Source organism: Candidatus Enterococcus murrayae (genome assembly GCF_017315985.1).
Taxonomy (GTDB): domain Bacteria; phylum Bacillota; class Bacilli; order Lactobacillales; family Enterococcaceae; genus Enterococcus_A; species Enterococcus_A murrayae.
In genome coordinates, this window is the sequence record NZ_JAFLVR010000020.1 from 98,876 (window position 1) to 112,410 (window position 13,535).

At 40.9% G+C, this 13,535-nt stretch carries 14 protein-coding genes; 11 read left to right on the forward strand and 3 right to left on the reverse strand.

From position 1 onward, the window contains the following. Positions 1–42: 42 nt before the first annotated feature. The 8 genes from JZO85_RS08720 (at position 43) to JZO85_RS08755 (ending at position 9,403) form a co-directional block, all read left to right on the forward strand. Positions 43–1,515, forward strand: coding sequence for an ABC transporter permease (locus JZO85_RS08720; protein WP_207108123.1), 1,473 nt, complete (start codon positions 43–45; stop codon positions 1,513–1,515). A gap of 12 nt (positions 1,516–1,527) precedes the next feature. Next, positions 1,528–2,202: an ABC transporter ATP-binding protein gene (locus tag JZO85_RS08725; protein WP_207108124.1), complete on the forward strand. Its 675-nt coding sequence runs from the start codon at positions 1,528–1,530 to the stop codon at positions 2,200–2,202. Beyond that, entirely contained in the window at positions 2,195–3,616 is a 1,422-nt protein-coding gene (locus JZO85_RS08730) for a PASTA domain-containing protein (RefSeq protein ID WP_207108125.1), read from the forward strand. The genes JZO85_RS08725 and JZO85_RS08730 overlap by 8 nt, the downstream gene beginning before the upstream one ends. A gap of 193 nt (positions 3,617–3,809) precedes the next feature. Next, complete coding sequence (locus JZO85_RS23120) at positions 3,810–4,190, forward strand: hypothetical protein (RefSeq protein WP_242550281.1); 381 nt, start codon at positions 3,810–3,812, stop codon at positions 4,188–4,190. A gap of 272 nt (positions 4,191–4,462) precedes the next feature. Beyond that, positions 4,463–5,323 (forward strand): PRD domain-containing protein, encoded by an 861-nt coding sequence (locus JZO85_RS08740; protein ID WP_207108126.1) that lies wholly within the window; start codon positions 4,463–4,465, stop codon positions 5,321–5,323. 1 nt (position 5,324) lies between these two features. Continuing rightward, positions 5,325–7,169, forward strand: a complete 1,845-nt coding sequence (locus JZO85_RS08745) for a beta-glucoside-specific PTS transporter subunit IIABC (protein ID WP_207108127.1) — start codon at positions 5,325–5,327, stop codon at positions 7,167–7,169. Positions 7,170–7,172: 3 nt separating this feature from the next. After that, positions 7,173–8,621 carry a family 1 glycosylhydrolase gene (locus tag JZO85_RS08750; RefSeq protein ID WP_207108128.1) on the forward strand — a complete coding sequence of 483 codons (1,449 nt, stop codon included), beginning with the start codon at positions 7,173–7,175 and terminating at the stop codon, positions 8,619–8,621. A gap of 2 nt (positions 8,622–8,623) precedes the next feature. Continuing rightward, positions 8,624–9,403, forward strand: coding sequence for a histidine phosphatase family protein (locus JZO85_RS08755; RefSeq protein WP_207108129.1), 780 nt, complete (start codon positions 8,624–8,626; stop codon positions 9,401–9,403). A 129-nt stretch (positions 9,404–9,532) separates the two neighbouring features. Here JZO85_RS08755 and JZO85_RS08760 read toward each other — a convergent pair whose 3' ends face one another. Both JZO85_RS08760 and JZO85_RS08765 read right to left on the reverse strand, forming a co-directional pair. Further along, positions 9,533–10,150 (reverse strand): isochorismatase family protein, encoded by a 618-nt coding sequence (locus JZO85_RS08760; RefSeq protein WP_207108130.1) that lies wholly within the window; start codon positions 10,148–10,150, stop codon positions 9,533–9,535. Between the two features lie 52 nt (positions 10,151–10,202). Then, on the reverse strand, positions 10,203–10,685 hold the full coding sequence (locus JZO85_RS08765) for a LysR family transcriptional regulator substrate-binding protein (RefSeq protein ID WP_347401795.1): 483 nt from the start codon (positions 10,683–10,685) through the stop codon (positions 10,203–10,205). A 124-nt stretch (positions 10,686–10,809) separates the two neighbouring features. On the opposite strand from JZO85_RS08765, the gene JZO85_RS08770 reads away from it, so the two are divergent. From JZO85_RS08770 to JZO85_RS08780, 3 genes are read left to right on the forward strand one after another with little or no spacing between them, the layout of a single operon-like run. Then, positions 10,810–11,370, forward strand: a complete 561-nt coding sequence (locus tag JZO85_RS08770; RefSeq protein WP_207108132.1) for a DapH/DapD/GlmU-related protein — start codon at positions 10,810–10,812, stop codon at positions 11,368–11,370. A gap of 41 nt (positions 11,371–11,411) precedes the next feature. Further along, complete coding sequence (locus JZO85_RS08775) at positions 11,412–11,891, forward strand: cyclophilin-like fold protein (RefSeq protein WP_207108133.1); 480 nt, start codon at positions 11,412–11,414, stop codon at positions 11,889–11,891. A gap of 17 nt (positions 11,892–11,908) precedes the next feature. Next, positions 11,909–12,784, forward strand: a complete 876-nt coding sequence (locus JZO85_RS08780; RefSeq protein WP_207108134.1) for an aldo/keto reductase — start codon at positions 11,909–11,911, stop codon at positions 12,782–12,784. 109 nt (positions 12,785–12,893) lie between these two features. Here the strand turns inward: JZO85_RS08780 and JZO85_RS08785 are convergent, their stop codons facing one another. Beyond that, the gene (locus JZO85_RS08785; RefSeq protein ID WP_207108135.1) at positions 12,894–13,487 is read right to left on the reverse strand and encodes a histidine phosphatase family protein; all 594 of its coding nucleotides are present in this window, start codon (positions 13,485–13,487) and stop codon (positions 12,894–12,896) included. Between the last annotated feature and the right edge of the window lie 48 nt (positions 13,488–13,535).

Consider the following 13,535-nt stretch of genomic DNA (forward strand, 5'->3'; position numbering starts at 1 on the left):
CTTTCCAACCATCCAAGTTCTTTAAATAGGAAGGATACGAAGATGAATTATTGGAAACGAGCGAAAAGTAGTATTTTTAGAAGCAAAGGAAAATCATTGATCCTGTTTGCGGTCATTTTTGTTTTAGGCAATGTGATTGCCGGAGCGATTGCGATTCAGCAATCAACGGCAAATGTTGAGAAAAAAATGAAGCAGCAGCTAGGAGCGACTGTCGCTCCCGAACTAGATTTGGATAAAATATTAGAACAAAATGAAAACGGAGAGGTTCAAGCCACCTCGCAGCATGAAAGCCTAAAAGAGGAAACAATCAAAAAAATGGGCAGCTCTCCATACGTAAAGGATTATGATTATAGCTATCTTGCGTACTTGACTGTAAAGAATTTCAAGACCTATGAGCTGAAGCAGCAGGGAGATATGCAATTCTCCACGCCGTTCAAATCAATGACCTTAAAGGGCAGCAACAGCACCGAGCCGATGGATTTCAAAAATAAGAAGGTCAAATTAGTCGATGGACGAATGCTGACAAAAGAGGAGCTGTCTGGAAAAAAACCAGTTGCTTTGATTTCAAAAAAGGTTGCGGATGAAAATGGCCTCTCGGTTGGCGATCAAATGGTATTGGATACGTTGAGTTTGGCACCAAAAGAAGACGGCACGATGGATTCGCAGGATTCGACTGAGCATGCTGTGAAAATCGTGGGGCTATTTGAACCCATCAAATTGGATAAAAAGAAAAGCGATGGACAGAGCGGTCAGGAGTCCATGAATCAGCAGATTACCGAGATGGAGCTGTATAACACGGCTTTTGTTTCCAACGGTCTCGTTCGAGAAGTCAATAAAATCGAAGCTGAGAACCTGCCGGCTGAATCGCAAAAGGAAATGAGCGAGGAAGTAGCGCCGATCTTCACACTGAAATCACCAGATGATGTTGATGCCTTTAAAGCAGAAATCAAGCCGTTACTGCCGAGTGGATACAAGGCTGTCGCTTCCACTGATGAATTTGACAAAGTAGGCGCCAGTGTGAAGCGTCTTTCTAAAATTTCTGGTTATGTAGTACTATTGGCCGTTTTGGCTTCATTATTGATCATTTCACTAGTAGTCGTACTCTTCATGAAGGATCGTCGCCATGAATGGGGGATTTATCTATCCTTAGGCGAACATCGAAAGAATATCATGAAACAGGTGGTTGCTGAATTATTAGTCATCAGTGTTGCCGCATTGTTGATCTCTCTTATATCGGGGAATGTTTTAGGAAAAATGGTTTCGGAATCCTTGATCGCCGGCGATACGCTGGATCAAGCGGCCCAAAATGTCGGAAATCAAATGATTTCGATGAGCGGGGTATCTGTTTTAGGCTCGTCACTATCGAATCAGGACGTCCTAAGCAATTATGAAGTACGTTTTACCTTACCGTATATCGCCACTTTCTTAATTGCCGGTATTGGTACAATTCTATTGGCCGCTATCTTACCATTAACCTATGTAATGCGGCTTAATCCTAAGAAAATCATGATGTAAAGGGGTATGACAATGACAATTTTAGAAGCAAGAGAGTTAAGTTATTTCTATCAAGATGGTGGAAAGCAGCGCATGATTCTGCAAGACACGTCAGTGAAATTTGAAAAGGGGCGCTTTTATACGATCTTGGGCGAATCAGGTTCAGGCAAAACCACCTTTTTATCGCTGATCAGTGCATTGGATACGCCCAGCTCCGGTGAAATCTTATATAACGGAGAAGACATTAAGAAAATCGGTCATGAACGCTTCCGTCGGGATGATGTCAGTATCATTTTTCAAAACTACAATTTAGTTCCATATTTGACGGGATTGGAGAATGTTTTGGTTGCGATGTCGATCACGGATAACGAAATGCCGAAGGACACGATTGAGATCGCCTATAATCTTTTGGATTATATCGGAATTAATAAGGCCAAGGCGGATCGTTTGGTAAACCAGCTTTCCGGTGGTGAACAGCAGCGGATCGCGATTGCCCGTGCTTTGGCGACCAATGTGGACATTATCCTAGCCGATGAACCGACAGGAAATCTGGATGTGGGGATGGAAGAAGAGATCGTAACGATTTTTAAGGAATTGGCTGCCATTCACAATAAATGTGTGATCGTGGTGACCCATTCAAGAGAGATCGCGGAACAATCCGATGAGACCTTCTATTTAAATCAAGGTGAGTTGTTGCCGTATGAGTGATTTTCTATCGAACTTCAATGGCGATAATTACGATCGTCGAAAGGAAGAGAAGGAGCCGCGCAAGGAGCTGCCTAAACAAGAAAAGCAGCCGCCACCAAAAAAAGCCCCTTCCTTAGAGGAACGAAAAGAACCGCCTGAGGCGCAAATAAAGCGAAGAAATCCTGGATTGAAGGACAGCATCGATCCTTCCTATCAAAAACAAAAAAAACGGAAGCAGCGCTTGATAATTTTGGCAGTTATTGCGGCGTGTGTGCTGCTAGGGGTGTTCTATTATCAGCAGACACACGTTAAAGTGCCAAATTTCATCGGAAAGAATCTGACGGATGTTCAGGTTTGGGCAACAGAGAACAAGGTGAAGCCTAAGATCAAGCAAATTTACGATCGAGGGAAGGATGCCAATACGATTTTGTCTCAAGAAGAAAAAGCCGGTTCGCGTGTTAAAAAGGGCGGTGTGTTGAATGTGACCAACAGCTTAGGCGCGGATCCCGATGAAAAGCTGCCGCTTCCGGATTTTATGAAAATGAACAAGCAGCAGGCAGAGAGATGGATCAAAGAGAACAAAGCGGAAAATCTTTCCTTGATTGAAGAATACAGCGATACTGTTGAAAAAGGCCGCCCGCTTCGAGCAGAGATTGCTAACGCAGAGGTAACGCCAGAAACCTATAAACGAAAAGATGCGGCCAAGGTTTATTTTTCAAAAGGAAAGCAGACGTACCAAAAAGACATCAAGGTACCGGATTTTCAACGGAAGCCGCGTAGTGAGGTGGAAACCTGGGCGAAGAACAATGAAATCGATTTGACCTACGAGGAAAAAACCTCCAATGAAATACCCGCAGACAGCATCATGGAGCAAAGCATCGCAAAAGATGAAAAGATCGCGAAAAAGGATAAAATGAGCGTGACTGTGTCCTTAGGTAAAGGCTATGTTGTTCCGAATTTCTCAGATTACAGCTTGGAAGATGCTGGTACTGCTTTGGAGGGTGTACAGGTGCAGGCAAAGGGCGTTTATACAGAAAACCTGCCATATGGTCAATTAGTCTCACAAAGTGTTGAAGCGGGAAAGGTCCTGAGTGCGAAGGATGATTTAACGATCAAAGTTTACTATTCTTTAGGCCGTCCCTACATGAAGGATTTGCGAGGAACAATGGTGGAAGGCGGACTGCAGAAATACTTCCACGATGAATTCCAATCAAAAGGAGCAAATATCAATTATGTCATTCGCCGTGTAGACTCTGATCAGCCTAAAGGGACTGTCGTGGGAATGAGTCATTTCAGTGATTATATTCCGTTGAATCTGACTGTTTCGATCGACATCAGCTTAGGCAATCTAGGATCAGCGCCGACTAGCTTCCCAAACAACAATAATGGAGGCGGAAGCGACAGCGGAGAGAATCAAGAAACCCCTAGCGAATAGGCGCAGATCGTAAGAAGATATATTATTATTGCCGAAAAAAGAAATAAATTTTATAAACCCATTCAATAGTTTTGTGAATGGGTTTATTTGTGTTCGTCTAAACATAATTATTTGTGTTATAATAGGAATTATATTAATATTAAATCAATCATAAATATCATTTATTTGTTTTTGTAAAATGGAGGATTTATAAATGGAAGGAACAACAGAAGAGCAAGATCGAATTCGCCGAGGGACGTTGCTAATTTCAGTATTGCTGCTATTGAGCAGTGTGGGAGGCTATTTCGTTTATCAGCATTTCTACCAGCCGGAGCTGCAGGTAACATTTGTCAGCAGAAAAGTTTTGCCGGAAACAGGCACACGAAAAAAAGAAGCCGAGAAATCTTCTGAAGAGACCAAAAATTATTCAGAAATAAAAGTAAATCAGTCAAGCAAAAAAACAGTTAAAGAGCTGGAGCAAGACCCATTGAAGGCACCAGCATCATTGTCTGGAGAGCATTTGAAAAAGAAAACTCCCGCTGACTCTCGATTAAGGGTGTTCAGACTGAGTGATAAAATAGAGGTTTTACCGTAAGTAATTAAATGACTTATTTCAGAGTTTAAAACAATAGATAGACAAGCTTTCTGAAATAATTCCCTCTGTTGTAGAGGAACATAAATAAAAGAAAGCGTTGACACAGCAAAAATCATCCTTTACAATGAGGGTGAGAAAACTTAAATCAAAGCAACGGTGGTAGTTGCTGCTTTGAGTATGTTACTGATTGTGCAGGCAGAACTCAAATTACCTTAGGATAAATACACTATCCTTAGGTAATTTGGGTTTTTTTGTTTGAAAGGAGGGAAAGCATGATAATCAGTCAAATTTTGAACAACAATGTAGCTATTGTAAAAAAAGGGAGCAATACCCAAACACGTGGAAATGAAATTATCGTTTACTCGAAAGGAGTCGCTTTTAAACGAAAAGTTGGCGACAGCATTAAAGAAAAAGACATTCAAAAAACATACGTACTAGATTCACATGATAAATTGGAGCATTTCAGCTATTTACTTTCAAACACCAAAGATGAATACCTACAGATTGTAACCAAGACAATCGAATATGGTGAAAAAGTCATTCAGAAGAATGTTTCCGATTATCTCTATCTGGCGTTGCTGGATCACATTGATTTTGCGATAAAACGATTGCAGAAAGAACAGATCGTTAAAAGTCCACTAGATTGGGAGGTTCGAAAGTTTTATCCAGACCATTATAAAATTGGACTTTATGCTGTGAAATTGATTGAAGAAGCAACTGGCATGGCTTGTCCAAATGAGGAAGCAGTTTCTGTCGCGTTACATTTTATCAATCTCCAAACAAAGGGTAGTGAAGAGGATAATATGATGCGAATGATGGAAACTGTACGTGACATTTTATCCATTATTAAGTATCACTTCCGATTAGATTTTGAAGAGGAAAGTATCAATTACATTCGTCTAGTCACTCATCTCCAATATTTCATTATACGGATGTTTAAGAATGAGGCATTTACGTCAAATGAGACTGAGCTCAATCGACAAATTCGTAAACTTTATCCAGAAGCTTATAGCTGTGTGAACAAAATACGCATTTATGTTAGAGACGCATTTGAAAAGGAGCTTTCTGATGATGAAGAAGCCTATCTGATGCTTCACATTCAGCGTGTTACAAAACGAGAAGAGGGGAACTAAAATGAACTATCAAGAATTTTGCCACCAGCTGATCGAGTTGGTCGGCGGCAAAGAAAATATTCAAAGTGTAACGAATTGTATGACGCGTTTACGTTTTAAATTAAAAGATCGCAGTATTGCCAAAACCGAAGAAATCAAGGATTTGCCAGACGTAATCGATGTAGTTTCTAATGATGTAGCTTATCAAGTGATCATCGGAACACAGGTCCAAGATATTCGTCCGGAGATGAATCAAATTTTGGGTTTAAGCGGAGAAAACGTTAAAAGTGAATCTGGTGAAAAAGAAAAATTTGTTACGATGGCCTTGCGCATTTTATCTGAAGCAATGGGTCCAATCCTAACTCCGATAATGGCTGCCGGTTTGTTGGCCGGAATTTTATCACTGATCTCATTGTCCGGATTAGTATCAGCAGAAAGCTCCACCTATCTGATTTTAGATGCGATTCGCCAATCTGTGTTTTTCTTCCTACCAGTTTTGATTGCGATTTCATTTAGTCGTCAATTAGGTGTGAATGAGTATTTGGCGGTCGTAATCGCGCTGACACTGATGTCCGAGTCTATCAACGGTGCGAAAGGGTTAGATTTTCTTGGGCTAAAATTACCTGAGACAACCTATTCAAACTCATTCTTCCCGATTATTCTGAGTATCATTTTCATGAAGTACTTAACGAAAGCATTGGAGAAAATCATTCCCAAAGCACTGCAATACTTCTTTAATCCAGTCCTGATACTGATTATTACTTTACCAATCACCTTGATTTTATTCGGACCATTGGGAACGTATATTGGTGATGGTTTAAATTTCGTTTTTGACTTTATTGGAAATACATTTGGAAGCTGGAGTGTCGTGATGTTGTATGCGGCTTTGCAGCCGTTCCTGATCACAATTGGAGCAGGAAACTTTATTATTCCGATCTTTATGAACTCTTATGCAACATTAGGCTACGATCCGGTCTTTACTGCTGCATGGATTATTTCAGATATTGCTGTATGTGGTGCGGTTATGGGCTATTTCTTCCGCTCGAAGGACAAAAAGCAAAAGCAGCTATTTGGTACAACTGCCTTTAGTGCTTTCATGGGTGTAACTGAGCCAGCTATTTATGGGGTATTTGTTAAATATCGTCGTCCCTACATCGCTGTAATGATTGGCGGGGGGCTAGGAGGTTTATTTGCCGGGTTAATGAAAGTCGTAGGTTACGCTCCTGTTGGTTTGTTTGGTCTTGCTTCATTTATTGGAAAAGACAATTACTCAAACTTTTATATGATGGTGATTGCAGTCATTATTGGTTTTATCGGCGCAGGAATCGCGGCATTTGTTTTAGGTATTCCCGATGATGACAAAGTAAAAGAAAAACAGGCAGTGTCAGTTGAAACAGGAGAAGAAGCAGTTACAAAATTATTAGTTAAAGCACCTGTCAAAGGAACAAATGTCGCATTGAGCAAGGTCAATGATAAGGCTTTTTCTTCATCTGCTTTAGGAAAAGGCTTAGGAATCGAACCTGAGGAAGATACGATCTATGCACCTGTTGATGGGGAGGTCGTAAGTTTATTCCCTACCAATCATGCGATCGGAATCAAAACGGAATACGGCGTTGAGATATTGATTCATATTGGCATCAACACAGTCGAGCTGGATGGAAAACACTTTGAGTCATTTGTTAAACAAGGCGATAAAGTTTCAGCAGGGGATGCCATTTTGAAAGCGAATATGGCCGAAATCAGAAATGCAGGGTATGATCCAGTCGTAATTACGGTCATTACGAATACAGCAGATTATTTAGATGTTTTACCATCAAATGATCCGAGCTTGAATAACGAAGAGGACTGTTTAACAGTCGTAGTCTAAATAATGGAGGTTGAGAACGTGACAAAATTATCTAAAGATTTTTTATGGGGTGGCAGTATTGCTGCTCATCAATTAGAAGGTGCTTGGCAGGAAGGCGGTAAAGGACCCGCAATAATGGATTTTGCGACTTCAGGATCTGCCACGACACCAAGAGAATATACAAAAACGATTGAAGCTGGCAGACAATACCCTTCTCATGAGGGAATCGATTTTTACCATCGTTACAAGGAAGATATTAAACTCTTTGGCGAAATGGGGTTTAAAAGCCTGCGAATTTCGATTGATTGGTCACGGATTTATCCGAACGGAGATGAGGATACACCCAACTCGGAAGGTTTAGCCTATTATCAAAGTGTAGTGGATGAATTATTAAAGAATGGAATTGAACCGATCGTGACTATGTATCATTTTGAATTGCCGATGAACTTGGTAACTAAGTATGGTTCATGGAAAAATCGTCAGGTGGTTGATTTCTATTTGAGATTTGTGGGTACGATGGTTAATGCGTTAAGGGGCAAGGTCAAATACTGGGTGACCTTTAATGAAATGAACCATATTGATCCGCAAACAGAAGCTTCGGATATGTTTACCTATATTTTGGCAGGATTAAAATATAGTGAATTAGAGGGAAATAAGAAAGAAATCTTGGCACTTTTGGGTTATAACATGACCTTAGCTAGTGTCAAAGCAACGAAACTGATCCATGAGATCGATCCAGAAAGTAAAGTCGGCTGTGTATTTGGGATTACTCCGACTTATCCAATCAATTGTGATCCGATCAATGTGTTGAATGCTTTTAAAGAAATGGATCGTGATTTTTATCAGATCGATGCTATGTGCAACGGGGAATTTCCAGCGTACAAATTAAGAGAATATGCTGATATGGGTATTGAGATTGGATTTACGGAAGAGGATAAGCAGGCTTTTACGGAAGGTAAGCTTGATTTTATTGGAATGAATTATTACATGAGCGCTGTTGCGATGTATGAAGGCGGCGAAGAGGATGAAGGATCGTTATTTGGTGGTGTACAAAATCCATTTCTTGAAAAAAGTAAGTGGGGTTGGGGGATTGATCCAATCGGCTTAAGATACTTGTTGAACTATACTTATCGCCGGTATGGATTGCCGATCATCATTTGTGAAAATGGTCTAGGAGCAGCGGATGAGGTTGGATCAGACGGAGTGGTTCATGATGATTATCGGATTGATTTTTTACAGAAGCATTTAAGTGAACTGAAAAAGGCTGTAGAGGAAGACAAAGTTGATTGTTTTGGCTACTTGATGTGGGGACCGATTGACCTAGTGAGTGCGACGACTGGGGAGATGAAAAAACGCTATGGGTTTATTTATGTCGATAAACACGATGATGGGACGGGTGATTTATCTAGAAAACCTAAAGATTCGTTTTATTGGTATCAACATCTGATCGAAACCAATGGGGAGGAGTTATAGAAATGAAAAAAGTATTCGGTACATTGTTGACTTGTTTGTTGGGACTTACATTGATGGGTGGATTTTTAAAAGGTCAGGAAGCAGAAGCAGCAAAGAAAAATGATGAAATCACGATCTATCTGATTCGTCACGGGAAGACTTTTTTCAATACAACTGGGCAAGTACAGGGCTTCGCGGACTCCCCTCTGACGGATAAAGGAATCAGCCAAGCGAAAAAGTTGGGAACTGGTTTGAAGGATATCAAATTTGATTTAGCGTATTCCAGTGATTTAGGTCGCCAACGCAATACAGCGAAGCTGATTCTTTCAAAAAGCGATAAGAAAAAGCCAGTGTTGAAAGAACATGATGGCTTTAAGGAATGGAATTATGGCGGGTATGAAGGCAAGACGGACAAGGAAATGTGGGAACCCATTTTTGAAGCAAATGGGTTAAAGCTGGATGAAAACTGGTCAGACTATGAGAAGTTAGTCGAAAAAATCGGTGACGACGGGATTGCCAATGCAATCGCAGCAAATGATCCATTAAAAGCAGCGGAAAACTATGATGAAATTACAACTCGCGGGAAAGCTGCAATGAAAACTGTGATCAAAGACGCAAAGAAGGCAAAGGCTAAAAATGTCATGGTGGTTTCCTCCGGCAGTATGATCCCAACGATTTTAGAACTGCTTGTTCCTGAAGAGTACAACGGAGAGATTTTAGATAATTGCAGCGTGACCACGTTAACATACAAAGACGGCAAGTACACGTTAGATAAAGTCGGTGATACACAGTATATTGAATAAAAAGAGTACGAACTGAAAAAGCTTAACAAAAATAAAGAGAAACGCTAATAAACTTTCCATTTTTAAAGTTTATCGGCGTTTCTCTTTTCTTATATAAAGTATTATGGTTTATCGCTTTATTTTTCTTGCCTAACGCAAATTAGAAAATGCACCGAATTTTGTCATTAATTCGTCAAATCCAGGAACGGTTTCTTCCCGATTCCAATCTCGCTGCAATTCACACGCCAGCTGAGCGATGGAGGTTAATTGAGCCCCTGCCTGTTCGACACGCCGCAGCGCAGTTTCATGGGCGATTGGCGAGGTTCCGCCAACAGCGTCAACGATCGGATACACTTCATAGCCCTCTTTTAAAGCATCCAATGTTGGGAAGGTCAGACAGGCCTCTGTCCATAAAGCAAGGATCAGGATTTTCTTCCGACCAGTAGCTTTGATGGCTTCATTGTATTCTTTATCCTCCCAAGCATTGATCGAGCTGCGGTCATACGAGGGGACATCTTCGCCGACAGCCTTTTTCAATACAGGGATCGTATCGGTATTCCAGCCCTTTTCAACATTGACCGTCGAAAGAACAATTGGGATATGATAAAGCTTGGCAAGTTCGATAACAATCTCCGTATTGCGGATCAGTTCTGAACGATTCATGGAATTGATCGAGTTGATTTGAGTTGGCTGGTAATCAATTACAGTCAATACAGTATTTTCTGGTGAAAGCAATTCGTCTTCCGTTCTTTTTGCATAGCTAGTCATTCTATCCACTCCTTTGATCTAATGCCCACATTGTAACGCGGAATAGAAAAAATCACGAAGATTTCGTTTTGGTATGACTGGCTAGTTTTTCAAGAAGGAGCGTACCGGCGTTAGAGAAAATCTGTTTCTTTTTCCAGATAATATTGATTCTGGCGGTTAGGGCTGGTTTAAGCGGAACAAAAACCAAGCCGCTATCCTTTGTATTAATAATTCCATCAATACAAAAGGCCACAATGTTTCCTTCTTTGACTAATAAGGAGGCATTATAAAGCAGATTATAGCTGCCGGCAATTTTGAAATGACTCAGATTTTCTCCCAGCCATTCTGACAGCTGATTGTTCACGAGTGTTTGATTGGAAATCAATAATGCGTGATCGGTCAAGTCCTTGGGTGTCACAAAAGCTTTAGAGGCTAAGGCATGATTCTCATTAATAAGGATGCCCCAGCGATCAGAAATCGGGAGTGGGAGATACTCATATTTTTGTTTTTCCACCGGATCAATCACCAGACCGAAATCCAACAGGCCCATATCAATTTTATCCTTAACATCCTAATCACTCCCATAGTTATTATCGATAGTTAGCTATGCAATATAAGTATTATTCATCGCAAGTATAACGAAGTATACTAGATTCAGCAACTAGAGGAGGAATGAGACGATGAGCAAAGAGGAGCTGTTAACCCAGATCCAAGGAGCGGAGATTTTGCCTGGCTCCGACCTCTATGAGGAGATTCATGTGCTGAAGGCCGACAATGAGCGGCTCGTTATGGAAATGAACGGAAAATATCATACGCCCCAAGAGGTCCGTGCGTATTTAGAAGAGATCACCGAGAAGAAAATCGATGATTCTGTGACGATTTCTCAGCCTTTTTATACGGATTTCGGCAAGCATATTTCATTTGGCAAGGACATTTTCATCAATCAAAATGTCACCTTTGTTGATTTGGGCGGTATTGCGATTGAAGATCATGTCTTGATTGGTCCAATGTGCCGGATTATTTCCGTCAATCATTTGATAGATCCGAAAAAACGCAGAGGAGTAACCGCGGCATCAGTCAACATTGAAGAAAATGCTTGGTTAGGGGCAAATGTCACCGTTTTGCCAGGAGTAACGATTGGTAAAAATGCGATCGTTGCTGCGGATTCAACCGTTACCAAGGAGGTCCCTGCGAATGTGATTGTAGCTGGTACACCGGCTAAAGTTATTAAGGAAATCTAGTTTGCGAAAAGAAGTGAAACAAAGGTTCGTTCATAGGAGGGATGAGAGTGAAGTTTTTGCGAATGCTGCTTGTTATCGGCTTGCTTTGGAGCGGTCTTGCCATATTGTCCGCCTGCTCTGCAACAGAAAATTCCACCTATGATCAATCAACCGAGAGGACTAAAGAGGAACGTGTAGACATGCTGCGACTGCAGGTGAATGGGAACGAACTGCAAATAGAATGGGAAACGAATCCAACCGTAAAAAAGCTGCAACAACTATTGCCGAAGAAATTCACGATGCAGGATTTGCATCAAAATGAAAAATATTATGACCTGCCTGAAAACCTTCCTAGTGAGGCCAAAAGAGTTGGCAAAATCGAAGCAGGAGACATTATGCTTTATGGAGAAAGGACCCTTGTGGTATTCTATCAGTCCTTTGATACAAGCTACTCTTATACTAGAGTTGGCCGGATCGTCAATAATCAACAGCTGATTGAGCAGCTAGGAAACGCTCAAGTAGAAGTCGAAAGAATCAATTAAGAAAGCAGGGAATAAATGTGTTAAAAGAAACCTATACATTAACAAACGGAGTCAAAATACCAAAAATTGCCTATGGAACATGGAAAATCACGAATGACCAAGTAACTGAAAAAGTCTTAGAAGCGATCGAAGTAGGCTATCGTCATATTGATACTGCACAGGCCTATGAAAACGAAGAAGGCGTAGGAGCCGCAATCAAAGCCAGCACTCAGCCGCGAGAGGAGTTGTTTATTACAACGAAGCTTGCTGCTGAAATCAAGGATTATGAAGGTGCGGTCAAGGCCATCGATGACTCACTAAGAAAACTAGACTTGGACTATATTGATTTGATGATCATTCACAGTCCGAAGCCATGGGTAGATTTCCAAGGCGACAATCATTATTTTGAAGGCAATTTAGCCGCTTGGCAAGCGTTAGAAGAAGCCTATCAGGCTGGAAAGCTGCGAGCGATTGGTGTTTCCAATTTTGAAGTGGTGGACTTAAAGAATCTATTAGAACATACTACGATCAAGCCAATGGTGAATCAAGTGCTCGCCCACATTGGCCAAACACCCTTCGAGGTCATCGATTATTCTCAAGCAAATAACTTGCTGGTAGAAGCCTATTCACCAATCGCCCATGGTGCAATGCTTCAGAGTGAAACGATTACAGCTTTGGCGAAAAAATACGAGGTATCGATCCCGCAGCTGGCTATTCGCTACTGCCTGCAATTAGACCTTTTACCGTTGCCAAAAACGCAGAATCGCCAACACATGGCTAATAACGCGGATGTTGATTTTCAAATTTCACAAGAGGATATGGAGACGCTGAAGGCGTTAAGTAGTGATTTTGATTACGGAAAAAACAATGATACGCCTGTTTTTAAAAAGGTATTAGGCGATCGAAAAGAATAATGATAAAAGCGAATGACTTTACTACTTTCGATTATGAAAGTAATAAGGCCATTCGCTTTCGTTTTGTTAAGTATTTTTCAAAATGACTTTAATTCTGTTATGTTTTGTTCTATAGAATACTTTTTTTAATTGACGGATCAATGATGTCTTCTAGACAGAATGTGTGATTCTCATAGGTTAATATAAATATCGCACAATTTGGAAACGAACGAATGAGGTCGGCTTCATCGCCTTGCCAGATCGTTTGAAGAAAGCTGATGCAAGCTCCATTATGAGACATCACCAAGACATTTTGGTGATCCTCCTGCGCCATGATTTGATACAGCGCAGTAGTCATTCGTTTTTGGACCATCGCCATGGATTCGCCGCCGAATTGCAGATAAAAATTCTCAAAATATTCCTTTCCCTGCGGTTGTAAAAATTGCTGCTCGCCCTCGAAGGAGCCAAACCCCATCTCCTTCAGTTCTTTCAAGCGTTGGTAGCTTTTATTATTCGTTATGATCTCCAAGGTGTCACAAGCACGTTCTTGAGTAGAAGAGTAGAGGTGATCAAATTGAATCCCATTTTCTTGAAAAAATTCTCGTGCTTGGTGGGCCTGCACGATCCCTTTTTCGGTCAAAGGCGAATCACAGGCGCCCTGAACTTTTTTTAATTGGTTAAAAAGTGTTTCTCCATGCCTCATTAAGAATAGCTGCTTTTTCATTTTTACCTCCAATTTATCGATTCGTTAAATACTATCAACGTCAATTTG